Origin of the sequence: Collinsella sp. LCP19S3_D3, from assembly GCF_052121455.1 — a bacterium.
GTDB lineage: Bacteria > Actinomycetota > Coriobacteriia > Coriobacteriales > Coriobacteriaceae > Collinsella.
This window is the reverse complement of the sequence record NZ_JBQKEF010000003.1, coordinates 51018-71448: the sequence shown is the minus strand read 5'-3', so window position 1 is coordinate 71448 and position 20431 is coordinate 51018. Positions and strand designations below refer to the sequence as shown.

12 protein-coding genes are annotated in these 20431 nt (G+C 57.2%); 7 read left to right on the top strand and 5 right to left on the bottom strand.

Translation table 11 applies throughout. From position 1 onward, the window contains the following. Window positions 1-163: 163 nt before the first annotated feature. The 3 genes from ACTQXM_RS01990 to ACTQXM_RS01980 are packed head-to-tail and all read right to left on the bottom strand — an operon-like array spanning window position 164 to window position 5945. Window positions 164-4945 carry an acyl-CoA dehydratase activase-related protein gene (locus ACTQXM_RS01990; protein WP_441536881.1) on the bottom strand — a complete coding sequence of 1594 codons (4782 nt, stop codon included), beginning with the start codon at window positions 4943-4945 and terminating at the stop codon, window positions 164-166. 11 nt (window positions 4946-4956) lie between these two features. Continuing rightward, a complete protein-coding gene (locus tag ACTQXM_RS01985) occupies window positions 4957-5667 on the bottom strand; it encodes a TetR/AcrR family transcriptional regulator (RefSeq protein ID WP_441536882.1) in 711 nt (236 codons plus the stop codon). 47 nt (window positions 5668-5714) lie between these two features. After that, window positions 5715-5945 (bottom strand): hypothetical protein, encoded by a 231-nt coding sequence (locus ACTQXM_RS01980; RefSeq protein WP_441547592.1) that lies wholly within the window; start codon window positions 5943-5945, stop codon window positions 5715-5717. A gap of 15 nt (window positions 5946-5960) precedes the next feature. Between ACTQXM_RS01980 and ACTQXM_RS01975 the strand changes: the two genes are divergently transcribed. From ACTQXM_RS01975 to ACTQXM_RS01955, 5 genes are all read left to right on the top strand, one after another. Further along, window positions 5961-8006: a hypothetical protein gene (locus ACTQXM_RS01975; RefSeq protein WP_441547591.1), complete on the top strand. Its 2046-nt coding sequence runs from the start codon at window positions 5961-5963 to the stop codon at window positions 8004-8006. Between the two features lie 165 nt (window positions 8007-8171). Then, window positions 8172-10304 carry a hypothetical protein gene (locus ACTQXM_RS01970; protein ID WP_441536884.1) on the top strand — a complete coding sequence of 711 codons (2133 nt, stop codon included), beginning with the start codon at window positions 8172-8174 and terminating at the stop codon, window positions 10302-10304. 2 nt (window positions 10305-10306) lie between these two features. After that, complete coding sequence (locus ACTQXM_RS01965) at window positions 10307-11380, top strand: hypothetical protein (RefSeq protein WP_441536885.1); 1074 nt, start codon at window positions 10307-10309, stop codon at window positions 11378-11380. 8 nt (window positions 11381-11388) lie between these two features. After that, complete coding sequence (locus ACTQXM_RS01960; RefSeq protein WP_441536886.1) at window positions 11389-12423, top strand: hypothetical protein; 1035 nt, start codon at window positions 11389-11391, stop codon at window positions 12421-12423. Between the two features lie 36 nt (window positions 12424-12459). Then, the gene (locus tag ACTQXM_RS01955) at window positions 12460-13785 is read left to right on the top strand and encodes a hypothetical protein (RefSeq protein WP_441547590.1); all 1326 of its coding nucleotides are present in this window, start codon (window positions 12460-12462) and stop codon (window positions 13783-13785) included. A 161-nt stretch (window positions 13786-13946) separates the two neighbouring features. Here ACTQXM_RS01955 and ACTQXM_RS01950 read toward each other — a convergent pair whose 3' ends face one another. Both ACTQXM_RS01950 and ACTQXM_RS01945 read right to left on the bottom strand, forming a co-directional pair. Then, the gene (locus ACTQXM_RS01950) at window positions 13947-14729 is read right to left on the bottom strand and encodes a hypothetical protein (protein WP_441547589.1); all 783 of its coding nucleotides are present in this window, start codon (window positions 14727-14729) and stop codon (window positions 13947-13949) included. Between the two features lie 61 nt (window positions 14730-14790). Then, window positions 14791-15888, bottom strand: coding sequence for an RtcB family protein (locus ACTQXM_RS01945; protein WP_441536889.1), 1098 nt, complete (start codon window positions 15886-15888; stop codon window positions 14791-14793). A gap of 276 nt (window positions 15889-16164) precedes the next feature. On the opposite strand from ACTQXM_RS01945, the gene ACTQXM_RS01940 reads away from it, so the two are divergent. Together ACTQXM_RS01940 and ACTQXM_RS01935 are read left to right on the top strand one after the other, a co-directional pair. Further along, complete coding sequence (locus ACTQXM_RS01940; RefSeq protein ID WP_441547588.1) at window positions 16165-17121, top strand: helix-turn-helix transcriptional regulator; 957 nt, start codon at window positions 16165-16167, stop codon at window positions 17119-17121. Between the two features lie 7 nt (window positions 17122-17128). Next, the gene (locus ACTQXM_RS01935) at window positions 17129-20416 is read left to right on the top strand and encodes an ATP-dependent helicase (protein WP_441536891.1); all 3288 of its coding nucleotides are present in this window, start codon (window positions 17129-17131) and stop codon (window positions 20414-20416) included. Window positions 20417-20431: the final 15 nt, after the last annotated feature.

Genomic DNA, 20431 nt, shown 5'->3' with positions numbered 1-20431 from the left:
TTCATTATCTCAGGGTTCCAAGGGCGATTTTTGGTGCCACTGACACGTAGCTTTCGGAAGAGGTGATAGTTGGGGCGTTTACGCAGCATACGTCCAGCAAAAACGGGTGGTAGCCGATACGGCTACCACCCGTTTGTCTCATATCTAGCACATAGCAGGCCAACTACTTCTTAATGCCACGTCCCAGACGCTTGGCGACCGATGCAACGGCCTCCTCGCTGACCGAGCCACAGCTCACGCAGCCATCATGGGCATGCATCTGGCCGGTGACCTCGTCCATCGCGAGCGGCGCCACCTTCTCGAGCTTAAAGCCCTTACCGGTGCGCATGTTTTCCTTGGCCACGCTGATCATGAGCTTAATGCGGTTGAGCTGGTTGACCTCGGACGCGCCGGGGTCGTAGTCCACTGCGACAATGTTGCTCTCGGGGTGCCGACGGCGCAGCTCCTTGATCACGGCCTTGCCCACCACGTGGTTAGGCAGGCACGCAAAGGGCTGCGTGCAGATGATGTTGGGCGCGCCATGGTCAATCAGGTCGAGCATCTCGGCCGTGAGCAGCCAGCCTTCACCCATGTTGTTGCACACCGAAAGCACCGTACGGGCCTTGTCCGCCATGGTGCCGATGCGCTCGGGCGCCTCAAAGCGGCGGGACTTTTGGAGCAGCTCTTCCACCGGCGTACGCATCCAGTCCACGAGCTTGATGAGCGCCTGCATACCAGCGCGCGTGGTTGCAGAGCTTCCGAGCTCATCCTTCTGCAGCTCGGCGTTGCTCATGGAGTACAGGAAGAAGTCCAGCAGGCCCGGCACCACGGCCTCGCAGCCCTCGCGCTCGATAACGTCGACCACGTGGTTGTTGGCTGTGGGGTGGAACTTGACCAAGATCTCACCGACCACGCCCACGCGCGGCTTGGTGCCCTCACCCACGAGCGGCATGGTGTCGAACGCGCGGATGGCCTCGCGGCACAGCTTGGTGTAGTTGTGGCGGTTGAACTTGGGCGCCAGCTTGCGGGCGCGCGCCATGTACTCCTCGTAGAGTGCGTTGGCGGCACCGGGCGTAGCCTCGTATGGACGACAGCGATAAAGCATCTGCATCATCACGTCGCCAAAGAGCACCGCGTAGACTGCCTGCTTAAGCAGCGCCGGCGTAATCTTAAAGCCGGGGTTGTCCTCACCGAGCGCCACCGCCGAAAGCGAGATCACCGGAATCTCGGGGTGGCCGCTCTCGCGCAGGGCCTTGCGGATGAGTGCGATGTAGTTGGTTGCACGGCAGCCGCCGCCGGTCTGGCTGATAACCACGGCCGTCTTGGACAGGTCGTACCGGCCGCTCTCGATGGCCTCCATAATCTGGCCGGTCACCAAAATGGACGGATAGCAAATGTCATTGTTCACATAGCGCAGGCCGGCCTCGACGGCGTCGTGATCGGTCGAGGGCAGCAGCTCCAAGTTGTAGCCGGCACCGCGGAACACCTCTTTGACCAGGTCAAAGTGGATCGGCGCCATCTGCGGGCACAGGATGGTGTAGCCCTCCTCGCGCATCTGCTCGGTAAAGGGCACCTTGGGCCACGCGGTCGATGCGCTCTCGCGCTGAGCCTCGAACGTGTACTTGCGGCTCGCGAATGCGGGGGCATCCGTGGAGGGAGCCACCGGCGCGGCATCGCCCTGCTCGTAGGTCTCGCCCGCGGCCGCGGCCTCGGCCAAGCGCTCAGCCTCCTGGTCCTTAAGCGCGGCCATGAGCGAGCGGATGCGGATGCGCGCGGCGCCCAGGTTGGACACCTCGTCGATCTTGAGCACGGTGTAGATCTTGCCGCTGGCCTCCAGAATCTCCTGCACCTGATCGGTAGTCAGAGCGTCCAGGCCGCAGCCGAAGGAGTTGAGCTGGATCAGGTCCAGGTCGTTGCGCATCGTAACAAAACGGGCGACAGCGTACAGGCGGCTGTGGTACATCCACTGGTCGACGACGCGGATGGGGCGCTCGGGCTTCACCAGGTGCGCAAGCGAATCCTCGGTAAAGACCGCAAAGCCAAAGCTCGAGATAAGCTCGGGCAGGGCGTGGTTGATCTCGGGGTCGTTGTGGTAGGGGCGGCCGGCGAGCACGATGCCGTGACCGCCGTGGTCCTCGATCCACTTAAGGGTCTCCTCGCCCATGGTCTGGATGTCCTCGTGGAAGCGTGCATCGGCCTCAAAGGCAGCGTTGACGGCGGCATCGACCTCGGAGCGCGTGATCTTGGGACCGCGCACGCGACCGCGACCGGCCTCAGCATCGGCCACGCGGTCGACGGCAAGCACTTGGTACAAGCGGCGCTTGAGCTCGGTCTTGTCGTGATAGGGCACAAACGGGTACAGGAACTCGATATTCTGCTCACGAATCTCGTCGATATTGAGTGCCAGCGCCGTGGGGTAGCTCATGACGATGGGGCAGTTATAGCAATTGCCAGCCGTCGGATCCTCCTTGCGCTCCCAGCGCACGCACGGCATCCAGATAAAGTCGACATCGCGGTCGATAAGGTTCATCACGTGGCCGTGGCTCATCTTGGCCGGATAGCACACGCTCTCGGACGGCATGGACTCGATGCCTGCCTGGTAGGTCTTCTTGCTCGACTGGTCGGACAGCTGCACGCTAAAGCCCAAGCGCGTAAAGAACGCATGCCAGAAGGGGTAGTTCTCGTACATGTTGAGTGCGCGCGGGATACCCACGGTGCCGCGCGGGGCCTCGTCGGGGCTCAGCACCTCGCGATTAAAGAGCAACTCGTTTTTCTTTTTGAAGAGGTTAGGGGCCTCGGTCTTTTGCTTTTTGTGGCCGGCGCCCTTCTCGCAGCGGTTGCCGGTAATGAAGCGCCTACCGCCGCCAAAGTCATTGACGGTGAGCTGGCAGTTGTTGGAGCAGCGACCGCAGCGGACGTGCTTTTGCGTCACAGTGAGGTGCGCGATGTCCTCGGCCGAAAGGATGGTCGAGGTGCCGTCGGCGCCAGCGCGATCGCGGGCGAGCAAGGCCGCACCATAGGCGCCCATGCAGCCGGCGATGTCGGGACGCACGGCGTGAACGCCGGTGAGCTGCTCAAACGCGCGCAGCGTGGCATCGGACATAAAGGTGCCGCCCTGGACGATCACCTGGCTTCCGATCTCCTTGGGATCGCGCAGCTTAATGACCTTGAACAGGGCATTCTTAATGACAGAATAGGACAGACCGGCCGCGATGTCGCCCACCGTGGCACCTTCCTTTTGCGCCTGCTTAACACGCGAATTCATAAAGACCGTGCAGCGACTGCCCAGGTCCACCGGAGCCTTGGCATGGATGGCGGCGTCGGCGAACGCGCGCACGTCCATGTTCATAGAGACGGCGAAGCTCTCGATAAAGCTACCGCAACCCGACGAGCAGGCCTCGTTGAGCATGATGTGCTCGATGACGCCGTCCTTTACGCGCAGGCACTTCATGTCCTGGCCGCCGATGTCCAGGATAAACTCGACGCCGGGCAGGAACGCCTTGGCGCCGCGTAGGTGCGCGACGGTCTCGATCTCGCCGGAATCGGCCTTGAGGGCCTCGATGAGCAGCGCCTCGCCGTAACCCGTGGTGGTCACGTGGCCGATGGTGCAGCCGGCGGGGATGTGGTTGTAGAAATCGGCCATGATGACCTTGGCCGTACCCAGGATGTCACCGTTGTTATTGCCGTACCAGGTATGCAGCAACTGGCCGTCCTCACCCACAAGCGCGGCCTTCATGGTGGTGGAACCGGCGTCGATACCGATGAACACGCGACCGGTGTAGCCTTCGAGCTTGCCCTTGGGAACGACCTCGGTGTCGTGGCGGGTCTTGAAATCGGCAAAGTCCTCGTCGGTGGCAAAGAGCGGATCCAGACGCTCGACCTCGGCGCCCTGTGTGTCACCCAGGGCATCGATGGCCTCGATGAGCTGCGGGAACGTGCTGAGCTTATTGGACTCGTGCGCCATGGCGGCACCGCTCGCCACAAACAGGTGAGCATTTTGGGGCACGATGCGGTGCTCCTCGTCCAGGTTGAGCGTGAGGTAGAAGCGATGGCGCAGCTCGGAGAGATACTGCAGCGGGCCGCCCAGGAAGGCGACGTTACCGCGGATGGGACGGCCGCACGCCAGGCCCGAGATGGTCTGGGTCACGACAGCCTGGAAGATGGAGGCGGCCACGTCCTCGGGGCGGGCGCCCTCGTTGAGCAGCGGCTGGACGTCGGTCTTGGCAAAGACGCCGCAGCGGCTGGCGATGGGATAGATGGTGGTGGCGTTGGCCGCGAGCTCGTTGAGGCCGCTGGCGTCGGTGTGCAGCAGGGTTGCCATCTGGTCGATGAACGCACCCGTACCGCCGGCACAGGTGCCGTTCATGCGCTGCTCAATGCCGTTATCGAAGTAGATGATCTTGGCGTCCTCGCCGCCCAGCTCGATGGCGACATCGGTGGCCGGGATGAGGGTCTCGACGGCGCGCTTGCTGGCGATGACCTCCTGGACAAACTCCAGATCGAGCCACTGGGACAGCAGCAGGCCGCCCGAGCCGGTAATGGCGCAGGTCATCTGGGCCGTCGGCAGCACAGTCGCGGCGCCCTCGAACAAGTCGCGGGCGCAAGCGCGGACGTCGGTGTGGTGGCGCTGGTACTTGGCGTAGACGAGCTGGTTGTCATCGTTGAGCACGGCGAGCTTGACGGTGGTGGAGCCAACGTCGATGCCCAGGTGCAGGTTGCCGTGGGCGGCCTCGGGGTTGAAGATTGCGCCTTCGGGGGCGTGGGCGGCGGCTACGGGCTCAGCGGCGGTGGCTGGCTCGCTAGCGACGGACGTCTCCCCTGCCGCGTTCTTGGCATCGGCAACTGCCTCGGCAACTTTCTCGGCAGCCGCGGTCGCGGCCTTCTGCGCGGCGTCCACCACGGTGGGCGCAGCCTCGCGTGCGGCGGCGACCATACGGTCCTTGATGCCCTCGACGAGTTTGCTCATTGTCTCTCCTCTTAGTTGTTGGACTCGACGGTTGCGGGGGTGTCGGCCGCGTCCTCGAGCTGCAAGTTCAATAGCTTCATGCCGTACTCCGGCACGTTGATATCGATGGGTTGGCCATACAGGTCACCAGGGCGCACAAAAGCGAGCACCGTCATCATGCGCGCCATGGCCTCGGGCGATTCGGTGAGTCCACGCTCAAACCAGCGCTGAATCATGCCGACCTCGGCACTCACGACGTAGGTGACGTAGTAGTCAAAGAACGTGCCCAGCGCCAGGCCCAAAATGCCCGTCTGTGCACGCGGCACCACAGCCTCACGCGCGGTGTCGATAATCCTTTTAATGAAGGCCTGGTCGCCGCCCGGACCCAGCAGCGCACCGATCAAATCGCGGTTGGCCGCAAGATAACGCAGTAGCTCAACCGAACCGGGCGCCGGCTCGAGCTCATCGATGTTGTGATAGAGATCGGGCAGCCGAGCTGCGGTGATGAGCTCAATACGCTCACGGATCTCGGACAGCAAGCCGTCCTCGATTTGATTGATAAAGTCGGGGATATCGCGGTAGTGCGAATAGAACGTACGGCGCGTGAGGCCAGCACGCTCGGTGAGCGAAGCGACGTTAATGCGCGAAAGATCGCCGCTTTCGGCAAGCTCGCTGGCAAGTGCCTGGCGAAGGGCACGCTGCGAGCGAAGGGACCGGCGATCGCATTTCTCGAGCTGGGACAAGCGTCCTCCTTGTTACTCAGCCTGTGCGCTATTGCACAGTGCGAGTATTATTGCACACCGTGTGTATCAACACGTAAAGGCAATATTTGGATGCGACGAAGGGGCAGTCCCTTTGCCACATCGAGCCGCTGCTTGGTCCCGTTAATGGGACCGACGGCCTCCACACCAGTTGCATCATGCCGGTAATGATCGATAAGGAGGCCGACATGAACAATCAGGCATGCGATGGCATCACCGATGCCGGCAAGGACCTCGTCCTCAGCTGCATCAAGAGCCAAGAGCTGCGGGACCACATGCGTAAATACCTATACTGGCCAGCGCCAATCATCGCCGGCTCTCTTAAGACGCTTGATGAAAAACGCACCATGCTCGAGCAACTCCGCAAGGAGGTTTCGCCGGAGCTGGTCGAAGATATCGATTCGCATCTCGCCCAGCTCAACAGCGCACTCGATATGCTCCACAACATCGAGCGCGACCGCGGAATCCTCCTGTTGCACGTCATGGTCTACAACGAGGAGGAGCGCGACGCCGACGCCCTCGACGGTCCCTTCCCCACCGCATCGTGGGAGGCCGCGCAGGCACTCATGAAGCGCTACATCGAAGAGTATCCTGAAGACGACTGGTCCGAATCGTACTGGAAGATCGACCTATACACCCCAGAAGACCTTCACGAACATCAAACGGCGCAGTCCTCCCTGGCGTTTGCGGCAACCAAGGATGGCGAGCTTATATTTCTCCGCGATCAGCGCAATAACCGCACTCGCAAATCGTATGTCGAAAGCGCCTGGCGAAACGATAGCAGACGGTTCTGCAACAGCAACGAACCCATCTATACGCCGTGGGTCCCAGGCGACATCCTCAAAATCGACGGTCGCCCCTTTAATCACGGGCCTCGCTTTGCCATTGTGCTCGAAAACGACTACGAGCACACGCTCCGGGGACAGATCTGGTGCGCAGGGCCTAGTAAAGATCACGGCGTTAAGGAGGGTTCACTTTCATCCGGCACCTACAGCGACAGTCTCCTGGACCCCTTCATCCCCTCCGCCCTCTACACCGCCGAGTGCTACACCGGTGAGCTGCCGGACGACTGCGCTTTTATGCTCGAGCTTTCGCAGATGCTGCACGACAACCCCGACTACGGCAAGCAATGGTCCGAAGGCTCGGTCGGACATGACTGCCTTCAGCCGTATCGCAAGCCCGCCAACCAAAGCGAGCTGGATATTCGTCCGGACATCTTCGAGTTTTTAGACTCGCAAAGTATTAAGGAGCATCTTCAACGAATCAACTACGAGCTCACCACGCCCGTAGCGGCTTTCATTGTCAATTGCTCGCATAAAGCAACGCTGCAGCAAAAGCTCGAAGGCTGGCAAAAGATCATCGACAATATGCCCAATTGCACCATGAGCCGCAGAAATGACACGGTCGTCATCCCGGACTTCCATGCCTTTCTGCGCAATGCCATCAGGCAGGAGAAACGAAAACTCGCACACTTTAAAAGGACGGGCGGTCGAAGCCTGTATTTCTTTGAGGACTACTCGTGGGACCGACGCGGCCGATGCGACCTTCTTTACGGCCCGTACAGCAGTTATCAAAAGTGCTTCGATGCCATCTGGAAAGAGCTCGACGGTGACAATCCCAAAGCCATCAGGATCACTCGTCGTCCCATCGACCCAGAAGAAGACCACTATGCCGACGACATGGTCTTACTCAATGCGAACGGCGAAGTAATGTCTTGCGATTACCGCAACAAAAGCGAGTGGGACGAGGCGGGCACCGCCAGCGATTTCGAGGACATGTGGTTTGATATCCCAACGCCCTTCCATGCCGGAGACATCGTCTGCAACCTCCAACGCCCCGACAAGCCGATGGTGCTGTTTGACCTGCAAACTTGGAGATCCGAACGAGTCGACAAAGAGCTGGCCTCCTCCGTCTACAAAGAGCGCCTCGTTCAAAAGGCCGACAAGCTATTGCGCTGGCACCGATATGACGGCGACACCAGCGACATGTACGCCTACGGCTGCCAAGTCTCATCCGCCTTGCATTTCCCCTTCTACATTGGGGAGCCTGAGGGCTTTCTTTTGGACATCGACTATTACCGCAAGCCGCTCAAGTCAGAGGAGCGAATCCTTTACGGCGTCAGGGCATATGTCAAAGGCGACCTGGCGGTTGATTCGCTCGTCGCAATGGCCAGCGCATGCGAGCTACAGGCGCTGGCGGAGAAAAAGGCGCGTGGCTTCGAGGATGCAGACGGTTGGCTCAAGGACCGCTACCCAGAACTGTTCGATGCGACGGCCGATCCCTTCTTAGAGGAAGACGGCGGTTGCGCCAGTTACACTTAGTTTTTGAAACGCCACTACCGATTGTCCATTCAGTACGCGCACGCCCATGTACCAGTGCGTTTCCAAAAGTATGTTTGACGCGAGATTCAGATGGGACCCGTTAATGGGACCACAAAGCACAACCTCTGATGGATGCTAACGGCAACGACCGAATTGGAGGTTGCTATGGACAGCCAAGCAGATACCGTGATCACCGATGCCGGCAGGGAGCTCGTTTGCAGTTGCATCAAGGACGATGAGCTGCGTGCTCATATGTTCAAACACATGGGAATGGCAGATGGCTCCCTCTGTAAAACCATCGGCGGCTCCCTCAAGACGCTCGACGAAAAACGGACCATGCTCGAGCAGCTTCGCAAAGAGGTCTCATCGGATTACGCCGAGACGATCGACTCCGGCCTCGAACAACTCGACACTGCACTCGATATGCTTTACAACGTTGACCGTGACCTCGGTATCTTGCTGGTCTCCGGCGTGTTTTACAGTGAAGACGAGCGCGGGCACGACACCTTTGATGGCCCCTGCCCCGTTGCCTCTTGGGATGCCGCTCAAACCCTTATGAAGCAATACGTCGATGACGACCCCGATGAAGATTGGTCCGAATCATTCTGGCAGATTAAGCTCTATACCGCCGAAGACTTACACGACCGCCCACGCGCTCAAGCCTCGCTGATATTCGCCGCAACCATGGCTGGCGATTTGGTCTTTTTGAGCGACCGCCGGAATCAGCGGACTCCGCATCAAAGCATCAATCACTTGCCGTGGAACAATAGCAAGCACTTCTGCGCCAATGGTGAGGTCTTTTACACTCCCTGGGTCCCCGGCGACATCATCAAGATCGACGGTCGGCCCTTCGACCACGGCCCTCGTTTCGCCATCGTGCTCGAAGACGACTACGATAGTTCGTTCAAAGGCCAGGTTTGGTGCACCTATCCGAGCAAAATCTACGGCGTTGAGGAAGGCAATCTCCGCTTGAGGGATTTCACGGACGGCTTCCTCGACGACTTCACACCCTCTGCGCTCTACACCGCCGAACGCTATATCGGCGACTTGCCCGATGATTGCTCCTTTATGCTCGAACTCTCGAAAAAGCTGCACGATGACCCCGGCTGTGGCAAACATTGGTCGGATGGATCGGTCGTACACGACTGCTTGCAGCCATATCGCACATCGGCCGGCGCCGGCGTCAACGCCATACGTTCGGACGTTCTCGAGTTTCTCGACTCGCCCGATATCAGAGAGCATTTGGAAGGCATCGGCTACGAGCCCACCACGCCCGAGGCAGCGTTCATCGTCGACCATTCGAACGAGAAGACGCTGCAACAGAAGATTGAGGCCTGGCAAAAGATTCTCGAAAACATGCCCAATTGTGCGATGAACAGGCGATACGGCACGTTCAATATCCCCAACTTCCATGTCTTTCTTCGCGACGTCATCAGATGGGAGCGCAAGAAAATCGCCCGGTTCAAACAGCCTGGCAAGCACATGTATTTCTTTGAGGACAAGACGGGAAGTCCCCCTGAGAGCGGGTGCAATTATGGCCCCTACACCAGCTACGAAAAATGTTTCGAGGCAATCTGGAATGAGCTTGAGGAGGAAAATCCTACCTCGATAGAAATAACGCGCCGCCCGATCGATCCGGACGAAGACTACTATGCCGCCGACAGGCTCATGCTCAACGCAAAAGGCGAAATTATGGACTGCCAGCTGAGCTGCATCGACATGGAACGCGAGGGCGAAGACCCCACTTTCGCTTTTGAGTTGATGTGGTTTGACATCCCGACGCCATTCCACGCCGGCGACATCATTTGTCGTCACGGCGACCCTGGCGACCCCATGCTGCTTCTCAATATGCAGACATGGACCACGCAGCGGGTCATGGATGAGCTTCCGCCTTCCACCTACAGGGAATGCGCCGCAAAAAAGGCCGACGACCTGCTCAGGCACCATCGGCAAAATGGCGATACGAGCGACATGTACGCCTACGGCTGTCAGATTGAATATCCCCTGGAGTACCCCGTCTATATCGGAGAGCCGAGTTGTTTTCTTCTCGATATGGAATACTGCCGTACCCCGCTCAAGCCGGAGGCGAGAATTCTGTACGGCGTGCGGGCATATCTCGACGGCAATCTGGGTCTTGACTCACTAATTGCGCTATCAAGTTTTTGCGAGCTGCAGGCGCTGGTCAAGAAAAAAGCCGAGCGGTTTGAAGGGGAAGACGGCGGACTCAAGATCCGCTATCCGGAGCTGTTCGATGATGCGATAACCCCGCCAGCACGATTCAAAACAAAGAGGAGCTAACCATGGACATCTTGGATTTTGTTGACTCCCGGGACATTCGGGAGCACCTGCGCTGTATCGACTTCCAGCCCAGCACCATCGAGGCCGCCTATCTGGTTTGGTTTTCGAAGACCGCCACGCTCGATCAGAAATGCGAAGCTTGGCAGGAGATCGCCCGAACCATGCCCAATTGTTCGCTGGAGGCAACCCATGCCGGTCTTGGAAGGCCGGCTATCCCCGATTTCCATGCTTTTTTGCGCTGGACAATCGATTACAACAAGCGGTGCGTCGATGCGTTTGCGAGTGGGACGGGCTACGTTTATCAGTATGAAGAGGAGATTGTGCCCGACGGGCAACTTTGTGGGGCCTTCGGCGCGCCATTCAGCTGTTATGAGAAATGTGCCGAGGCGTTGCGCGGTGATGATGAACTGGCGAGCCGTCCAGAGGCACGCGTACGCATCACCCGGTGCCCGCTCGATGCCGATGAAGAACATCACCGGGAAGACTGGCTCATGGTGAACGGTAAAGGCGAGGCCCTTTCCGTCTATTGTCCTTCCGCCGGCCCCGTTGAGAACGATTGGGAGATCGCATTCGAGTTCATCTGGGTCGATATCCCCACGCCGTTCCACACCGGCGATATCGTCTGGACGCCGCAAGGCAGTGCCCGTGAGCCGTTCATGCTGTTCGATCTGCCCACGTGGGACCGGACAAAGCTCGAGGCAGAGCTTCGTCAGGCAGACCGTTCTGACGAATGGCTTGATCATGCGCAGCAGCGCCTCGAGCACTATCGCCATGCAGGAGATATCAGCAACATGCGTGCCACTGGCTGCTCGATTACCTACAACGAGACGTTTCCCCTCTACATCGGAGAGCCAGACCCGCTTTACCTGAATCTTGAGTACTATCGCAAACCACTCGAAGACGAGCAGCGAATTTTAATCGCCGCCCAGGCCTACCTGCGCGGCGACCTGTATGTCGACTCACTCATCGCGTTTATCGACACCATAAGGATGGAGTCCAAGGCAAAGCGCAACCTGGAAGAGCTGCGTCTGGATCAGGCGCCACTCAAGGAGAAGTACCCGCAGCTATTTGAATAAAGGTCGTCATGCCCGAATCCACAAGAAGTCGCACCAACAACTCGGAGACTATCGTGCACGAAGAAATAATCAACTTGATCGACTCTCCGGAGCTGCGAGAGCATTTGCTGCATAATCCGCAGCTCCTGAGCGGCGACCATTACATGCAGATTGTCGGTGGAGCACCGGTTGAAATTACCCGCAAACGAGAGCTACTCGGCAGACTGGTTGCTGGCGGGTGCAACTCGTCAGACGACACCCCTTACTGGCACTATCGGCAGATTTGCTTCGACTACATCGATGACTGCATGAACGCGCTAAAGGCCGTCGACGGGAACAGGAAGGTACTGCTTATTAGCGAAATTAGCTTTGTCGACAACAAAGTGGGATCTGCCATCACGCATGGCCCCTTCCCCGTGGCATCGTGGCAGGCCGCCCTTGCGGCAATGAAGGCATACGCAGTCAAGTGGAGCGAAATGACAGACTTATCGTCCTCATACTGGATGATCGAGCTGTTCAACCTTTCCAACGACCCGAGCTGTTCATATCCATACGACGGCTTTCTACAGCCAGACTACACTTACTACGCAAACGCCTCCGGCGAAATCCAGTACATCTGCAGGGAAGAAGAGGGCGAATGTGGCGAGGTGCTCGACTGCATTGTGGGTGGAATCTTTGGTCCGTGGTTCAAGGGGGCATATGTCGACCTGCCCACTCCGTACAGAAAGGGCGATATTCTTGAAATCGACTGCCGACCATGGGCGCCAGGACCTTGTTATTGCCTGGTAGCAAACTCGAAATTGGACTGTCTGTATTCCGATGGCGATGGGCAGATCAGATGCGGCTCTATCCCCTACGGCAGTTGCTTTGCCGGATGGGCGTATACGAACTTGATGCTGTCGCCCGTGTTCAGGGCGAGAAAAGCAACGCAACCTTTACCGGAAGAATACGCGGCCTTGCAAGCGATCGAGTTGGACCGGATAGATAACTTGCTAGAAGCGTGCACCGACAACAAAGAGGAAGAACCCGGCTGGTTGGATATATATCGGCATCGCGCACGATGATGGAGGCCGGCAATCACAACAGTCGTTTCGCGGCGTATGGACGAGCCCCAGCAACAGCTACCATATACCTGTAATGAAAATAAAAGATTGAGCTTCGCGTGGAGGTCGATGATGGGCAGCAGTGAACCGCAAGAAATTCTAATTAGCGTATTGTTCTCAGGCACTTATCTAGATGAGGGAAGCAATATCGGTCACGAGATCATCAATTTCTTCCCTGACGACGACGGTAATAGGTACCTATACATACCCAGCAGGGGAACCATTCAGAAACCCCACGATTTAAAATCTATGGCCATAATTCTCGCACACAAAGTCGACGCAAAAAAAGTTGAGGTTGATGCGCTCGCACGCTCTCTCACGAGTGTGAGCAAAAACGAAGCATCGACAATAACGTTTAATGGGAAACCACTCTCAACTCTTTTTGGCAACAACACGTACCGAGGCGAAAACGACAAAGAAACCGAACTGAACCTTGCGTGTCGTGTAGATAAGTTTCTGTTGCCGGTATCGGGAAAACGTATTTTTATTGCAACTGGAAATGATGACAGCCTCAAAGATAATGAGCGCATTGAAGTATGCGTAGGCGATGTCAATATTTTCAACGAGTCTCAGAGAACGTACTATTCGGAAACAAAACGCAAAGAGGCCTACAAGATATTAAGGGGCCTGATTGATGCTGAAGACCTATGGGAAGAGGCGGATAAAGCATGCTTTAATGCCAAAGAACTACAGGATAACGAAGGGCTTAACGAACATCGAACGCCAACTTTTCTGGAAATCACGAGAAAGCAATACGATGAGCTGGTCTATTCGAATTTGTTTGCCTATTACTTTAAATACAGCGATGAAGGCTTTCAGAATTTTGCCAAAGAGGTCTTGGGGCTACCGAATGTAGGCAGCATCATTTCCCTCGTAAGAGAGTCCGAGAACAATATCGATTTATGGATTGAAACAGAAACGCACATCATAGTCATCGAGAACAAAATTCGCTCCGGAATCAACGGAATACAGCGAAACGAAAAAGAAAAAACCAGCCAGCTCGGAAAATACTACAAGTATGCAAAGGCAAAATGCAAAGAGGGCCAAAAACTTGCCCTATTTTTATTTGCGCCAAATTACAGCAGCATTAAACCTTCTGAGCTAGTCGGCACCGACACAGAAGGCAATAAGTGGGAGTATGCACTCATTACATACAAAGAGATTTATGACTACTTCGGCCATCATGCCGACTTATATGAAGACGAATGTCATTTTTCCGACTTTTGCCGCGAGTTGGAAAACCATTCCAAATCATCCTCGGATAGGCGTCGCAAGGTAATGCACAAGAGGTTCGCCCAGATACTCGATGACGCCAGCAAATAAGTCGACTAACCCTTACCACCTTCTTCCAATGGACATAACTGCTCATCTTTTTCAGATCAGGCTATTCTGAATCGCTCGTAATTCTGATTTAGTCTCTAATCAAAAGTCCAGCCCGCGGTTCATAGGCGCCGCGGGCTGAGATGTCACTATCGGCTATGACCTCAACCGAAGACTCGTGCGCAGAAAGGTTCCGTGCCATCGGTGCTCATGCGGACCAGGGCGCCTGCATTGCAGTGGGCCTCGGCGAATTCCGCGTCGTCCCCTCGGCCCTCTGCCGCGAAGCAACCCGCTAGGATGGCGGATGTTGGGCTGAGCATGTTGCGTAAGTCGCGCAGGACAGCGTTTATCGGACGGTTGTCGTCGAGCATTTCGAGTCCGTCGATTACGACTACGACGTCCTTTAGCACCGCCCTGCTCCACGTTTGGTCGCCGAGCAACCAGCTCGTTAAAAGGTCCATGGTCATGTTGTCTTCGGCAAAGATGCCCAAGTTGCGCTGCTTGAGGCGCATCGTTGCGCGAATCGCCTCGACCTGTCGTTCCTCAGGATCCTCTGACACCTTGTCATCCATCTCGGCGCGAATAAGCCGGGCGATCGCGTCCTCTTCACACTCCCGAATCGGCATGTAGAGCACGGCGCACCGCTCACTCAGTCGTAGCACCGCGTGTGCCAGCACGTTCGAGACATCTTCATGCGCGCCGCCAATCACGCTGAGCTTGCCCAACCCAACGCCGCCACCTAGGGCATCATCGACCGACATACCGGTTTTCAACACACAAGGAGTTTCAAAAAGCGACGTCTCCATACGGCGATCGAGCCCAGAAACCAGTCGATTGCGAAACCCGCTGAGGTCAAAAACCTCGTCATCACGCTCTTTGCGATTCCCACTACGCTGATTCGCGGGCGTCGGCGGCATCACGCCTGATAGGCCCAGCATCTCGCCCAAACTCACAGAACGGCCAATTCGGTCGTCCCTGGAGTCCATCTTTAGCGTCATCGCAACCCTCCTAACGCCTACCACGCTTACCAGTAGCCTTAAAATTCCAAATCGGCTTGAGTCGGTGAATAACATCAACCGTCGGGTCCATGAGTCTCAGTACATCATCCGCAGGCTTATACGCTTCGGGCGACTCATCGAGCGTCGTCTCGCATGCACTCGGACAGTAGATGCCGGCATCGTGCATCTCGTTAACGAACGACCTGGTGTCGAGCGTTTGGAACGCTTTGGTGCGGCTCATCGCGCGACCCGTCCCGTGCGGCGCCGAACAGTTCCAGTCCTCGTTTCCCTTGCCGCGTGCGATAACGGCACCGTCGCGCATGTTGAACGGAATCAGCACCATCTCGCCCGCATGAGCGCTAATGGCGCCCTTGCGAATCATGCCGCCTTCCGAGATGTAGTTGTGCATGGTGGTAAAGCCGTCTCCGTCGAGCCGAATTCCCGTACGCTCAATAATCTGTGCGACAATCGCCTTGCGGTTCTGATTCGAGAAGCGTTGGCAGTTATGCATATCGACGAGATACTCGGCAGAAAGATCTCCCACGAGATACTTAAGCTCGTCGGGGATATCTGCCGTGCACGTCTTCTGCGCCAGCGCCTGATGATGCTCCGCCGTCTGCTTGCCCATGTTGCGCGAGCCGGTGTGCACGACCAGATATTGGCACCCATCCTCGTCCTCGTCGAGTTCAATGAAGTGATTGCCACCGCCCAGCGTGCCCATGGAGCGCTCAACCTTGCGCTTGTCCTGAAGCCAATCGCGCGACTCCATGTCAAAGTCCGCGAGTACGCAGGCAGGATCGCGATGAAGGCTAAAGCCCGTGGGCACCGCGCGCTTCACATCGCGATTGAACTGAATGAGGTCGTCGCGCGCGATGGTTTCCGCAAGCGGCACGCAGTACATCCCGCATCCGATGTCGACCCCCACCAGGTTGGGAATCACCTTGTCGCCCAAGTTTGCCGTAAAGCCAATCACGCAGCCCTTGCCCTTATGGGCATCGGGCATGATGCGGATCTTGGCGCCTTCAAACGCCGGGCAGCTGGAAATCTCCTCGATCTGCTCCTTGGTTGAATCCTCAAGATTCTCGGCAAAGACTTTGATGTCTGCCATCGCATTTCTCCTGTTCTGATCCTTGTAAACCGGAATCGGCCCCAAGCCAATAGAGCGCATGTCACACCTGCCAGCCAAACCGCCGATTTCCGTTTAACCACCTTTCGCCCTATTCGAGCTCTTATTGCTGCGAATACTACGGTCGCGCGGACTACAATGAGTCCCAATAACGGGTCTTGTTTTGTATCTCCGGTTGGTACCCTGCCGGCGAAAGGAGACAACGTGGCGAACAGACCAAATCAAAAGCTCAGGCTTCTATTCCTGCTTAAAACCTTGATGGAAAAGACCGACAGCACGCACGGGCTCACAACGCAGCAGATTATCGAGGAGCTCGCCTATCACGACCTTGAGGCAGAGCGAAAGGCCATCTATCGCGACCTGCAAACGCTTCGCGACTTTGGGCTCAACATCAACCAGCGCGGTGGCAAGGAATGGGCGCTGGTCTCACGCCCGCTCGACCTGCAAGAGCTCATCATGCTTGTTGACGCCGTTCAGAGTTCGCCGTTTTTGACCGATGAGTTGACCGACCACCTCATCGGCAAGCTGCAGAGCCTCGCCAGCCTGGGCGAACGCGAGCTGATGCACAAGCGCGTCGATGTGCCTTCGCGCGTGAAGATGCAAAACTCTGATGCCCTGCTCAACATCGACTTGATTCAGCAGGCTATGCGCGAAAAACGCAAGATTCGGTTTCGTTACTTCCACTACGACGCCGCCAAGCAAAAGGCCCTTAATCATGACGGAAAGACCTACGAGCTCACACCTGTGCGCCTTATCTACTCCGACGAGCTCTATTACATGATTGGCTTTAGAGATAAATGGGCCAATGCCGGCTCGGGTCATCAGCCGTTCACGCCTTATCGCGTCGACCGCATGCTCGATGTTGCGGTATCCGAAGAGTCCGCGACCAAAGATCCGCGTATCGCAGGCTATGTGCTCGAGGACCACGTTTCGCCATCGTTTGGAGTCTATGCGGCCGATAAGACCACCGTGGTGCTGGAACTCGATGACCGCGCAATGAACCCGCTCATCGACAAGTTCGGGCTCGACGCCGTTGTTTTTGAGAACCAGGATGGGCGCCTGTTGGCTACCGTCAAAGCCCCGCTGTCTCCGCAGTTCTTTGGCTGGCTGCTGCAACTCAGCACCTTCATTAAGATCGTTCAACCTCAAAGTGCCATCGATATGTATCTCAACTATCTCGATAGCACGTGTGCGCTCTACCAGGAAGACAGGTAATACTGCCATGAACATGACCCCCAACTTTAACGTATCGTTCGAGCGCCTGAATCCCGAACAGCGCGAGGCCGTCGAATGCCTAGATGGTCCGTTGCTCGTCATTGCCGGCCCCGGCACCGGCAAGACGCAGCTGTTGAGCCTGCGCGCGGCGAACATCCTAGCCAAGCGCGATGCCGCCCCGCGCAACATTCTCTGCCTCACCTATACCGAGGCGGGCGCGGAAGCCATGCGCAAACGTCTGATTGAGCTCATTGGACGCGACGCCTACGGCATCGAAGTCAGCACGTTTCACGGATTTGCAAGCAGCATCAGGTCGCGCTATCCCGAGTACTTCATGCGTCCTTCGACCGACACGCTTGTTACCAGCCTGCACCAGCAAGAGATTTTTGATCGGCTGCTCAAATCGCTGCCTTTTGGTTCTCCGTTAGGTGGAGGGTCACCTGATATGCCCGCGCAAAACATCGGTAAGATGATCGGCTTTGTCTCCAAAATCAAACGCAGTGGCCTGGATTACGACACGCTGAGCGCCATCGCACAGCAGAATATCGACGCCGCCACCTGGCTCACTGAGCATTCCAGGCTGCTTATGCTCGTCTGCGAAAGGGCAAGCACAGCGTTGGCCGAACGCTTTGAGGAAGAGATCGAGCGTGTCTGCGCCATGGCCCCCACGTCGCTCACTCGCCCAATCGACTGTCCTGCCGGCACGTACGTGCCGTACATTCTTGAGCTGCGCGACACCGTTCGCCGCACCGAACTTATTGACGAGAAGGGAAAGTCGTCGGGGTACACCAAGGTGCGCGATATCTTCTTTGGAGGCAGCAGCTCTCAGGGGCGCACGTTTAAGATTGCGGAGCAGAGCGAGCGACTTAAGACCGCTTGCGACGTCGCGCGTCGCTACCAGAGTGAACTCGACCAACGCCATCTCTACGATTACGATGACATGATCGGCGACTTTGTAAACGCTGTCGAGCACAACGACGCGTTGCGTCAAGTGCTCCAGGACACCTATACCTATATCCAAGTTGATGAGTTCCAGGACACCAATGGTGCCCAGATGCGCATCATCGAGCTGCTCTGCGACGGCGTTGATGCGCCCAATATCATGGCCGTTGGCGATGACGATCAAGCCATCATGCGTTTTCAGGGCGCCACGATCGAATGCGCCAACCAGTTTGCGGCCGAGTTTTCGCCCCGGAGCATCGTGCTCAAGACCAACTATCGCTCCACGCCCGCCATCGTTGAGCTTGGTCAAGCTATCGCACGGCAAATTGAATATCGCCTCGACGCCAGCTCGAATAAGTCAATCGAAGCCTTTAAGCCTCAAGGCGATCAGGTCAGCTTTAGCGAGAACGTCTACACCGGCAAAGCCGAGGAATACGCCGCCGTTGCCGCGAGCATTAGGCAGAGGATTGATGCTGGCTACCTCGATGACTGCGAAGATCCCAACGAAGGAATTGCAGTCATCTCTGCCAAACACGCCGCATTGCGCTCGCTGATTCCCTTCCTCGTTAAGGAGAACGTGCCGTTTTCGTATCGCGAGCGGCAGAATCTCTTTGCCTCCGATCGCATGCAGACGACGCTGGCGCTGCTGCGCTGCGTTGCCGCGCTTACTCGCGGGAAGAAGGAGCTCGCCAGCAGCTATCTTCCGCAGATCATCTGTGCCACCGAGCTGGGCGGCGACCATCCATCGTCCGTGACGTTTGCGCTCAGCGCCAAGCGAGACCAGCATGGCGACTGGATGGCCGCCATGCGCGAGAGCAATATCGCCCGCGTCAAAGAGCTGCACGACGACCTTATGCAGTGGGCGGCCGAGGCCGGCGCCTCCCCGGTCAGAGCGTTGCTCTTTAAGATTGTAGAACGCAGCCTTGGCTATTATCAGGATTGCAAGGAACAAAATCCGCTGGGCGCAGCCGAATTCAATGCCGGCATCCGCGCCCTGCTCACCTTTGCCGAAGGTGAGATGGGAGACGCGCGCCGTATGGGACGTGCGCTTCGCCTGCCCGATATTGTCGACAAGCTCGATGCCGCTCAAAAGTTTGGCGTGAGTATCGACGCATCGATCGACCTTGGCACGCCGGGAGCTGTTCGCCTCACCAGCGCCCATAGCTCTAAGGGCCTGGAATTCGACTGCGTCTACCTGCTCGATGCCGACGACTCCACTTGGCACAAAGGCGCTGGCGGCATGAGCTTGTACCCGTCCAACCTGCTTATTCGCGATGAAAAGGATGATGACGACGCGCGCCGCCTGTTGTTTGTCGCCATCACGCGCGCTAAACGACACCTCGAGCTGTACCGTGCCGGCGGGTCGGCACTGCAGGAGCTCACGGGGCTTATCGACTCTTGCGAAGTTTCTGCTGAGGCAGACCAGCTCAGCGTTGCAATCGAAACCGAGTGGCGCGACAACTACGTGTTTGATACGCCCGAGCTCCGCGCGCTTCTGGAACCTCATATCGACGTGAAGTTTCTTTCTGCCACAGCGCTCAACAACTTTGTGACGTACGAGCCTGGATGCGCAAATAGTCTGCACTTCCCTGAGAAGCAGATTGTGCGCCTGCCCACGGCGCCCACGATCCAAACCGAATTCGGCACCATCGTTCACGCGATGTTCGAGGAGATCGTTAATAGAATGGCAGCCGATGGCGAGGCGGCGATTGAGACAATTGAGGCCGAGTATCGCCAGCAGATTTCGTGGCTCGATTATGCCCCCGAGGACGTCCATCGCTATTCGGAGCGCTTCGAACGCATTTGTCGTGCATTCGTCCCCTGGCTTGTCGAGCATGTGCATGGCTATCGCTGCGTCACAGAGGCGAATATGCAGTGCCTGACCACCGAAGGAACTCCGCTCTTTGGTTTTCTCGACCTGCTCCTCGTTGACGATGCAGCTAAAACGGTAAAGATCGTTGACTACAAGACTGGCTTTGGCAAAGAAGTCCCTACAGGCTACCATCGTCAGCTCAAGTTTTACAAACTGCTGGTCGAAGCGTCACCCGAGTTTTATGGCTACACCGTCACTTCCATGGGCGACTACTATGTAGAACCCGACAAGACAACGGGCGAGCTCCGCCCGCCGTTCGCGACAACCGCCAACGCCGACGACATTGCCGAGCTCGAACAACTCATCGATGCCGTATGGTCGCGCATTGAACACGGCGCTTGGGATACCAGCGCTTTTGAGCAAAGCGATGCCTATGAGCTGGCCATCGAGGAGCAGAAGGGCTGCCGCAAAAAAGCCGACAAGGCCGAGCTCATGCAACGCGCCTACGAGCATTGGCTAGTCGAGAACCCCGGAATGTGACAAAGTGACAGTCCC

Bases quoted from the DNA above. Each gene is read 5' to 3' on its own strand.
- ACTQXM_RS01990 (WP_441536881.1), bottom strand. From the start codon at position 4,945: ATGAGCAAACTCGTCGAGGGCATCAAGGACCGTATGGTCGCCGCCGCA.
- ACTQXM_RS01975 (WP_441547591.1), top strand. From the start codon at position 5,961: ATGCGTAAATACCTATACTGGCCAGCGCCAATCATCGCCGGCTCTCTT.
- ACTQXM_RS01970 (WP_441536884.1), top strand. From the start codon at position 8,172: ATGGACAGCCAAGCAGATACCGTGATCACCGATGCCGGCAGGGAGCTC.
- ACTQXM_RS01965 (WP_441536885.1), top strand. From the start codon at position 10,307: ATGGACATCTTGGATTTTGTTGACTCCCGGGACATTCGGGAGCACCTG.
- ACTQXM_RS01960 (WP_441536886.1), top strand. From the start codon at position 11,389: ATGCCCGAATCCACAAGAAGTCGCACCAACAACTCGGAGACTATCGTG.
- ACTQXM_RS01955 (WP_441547590.1), top strand. From the start codon at position 12,460: ATGGACGAGCCCCAGCAACAGCTACCATATACCTGTAATGAAAATAAA.
- ACTQXM_RS01945 (WP_441536889.1), bottom strand. From the start codon at position 15,888: ATGGCAGACATCAAAGTCTTTGCCGAGAATCTTGAGGATTCAACCAAG.
- ACTQXM_RS01940 (WP_441547588.1), top strand. From the start codon at position 16,165: ATGGAAAAGACCGACAGCACGCACGGGCTCACAACGCAGCAGATTATC.
- ACTQXM_RS01935 (WP_441536891.1), top strand. From the start codon at position 17,129: ATGAACATGACCCCCAACTTTAACGTATCGTTCGAGCGCCTGAATCCC.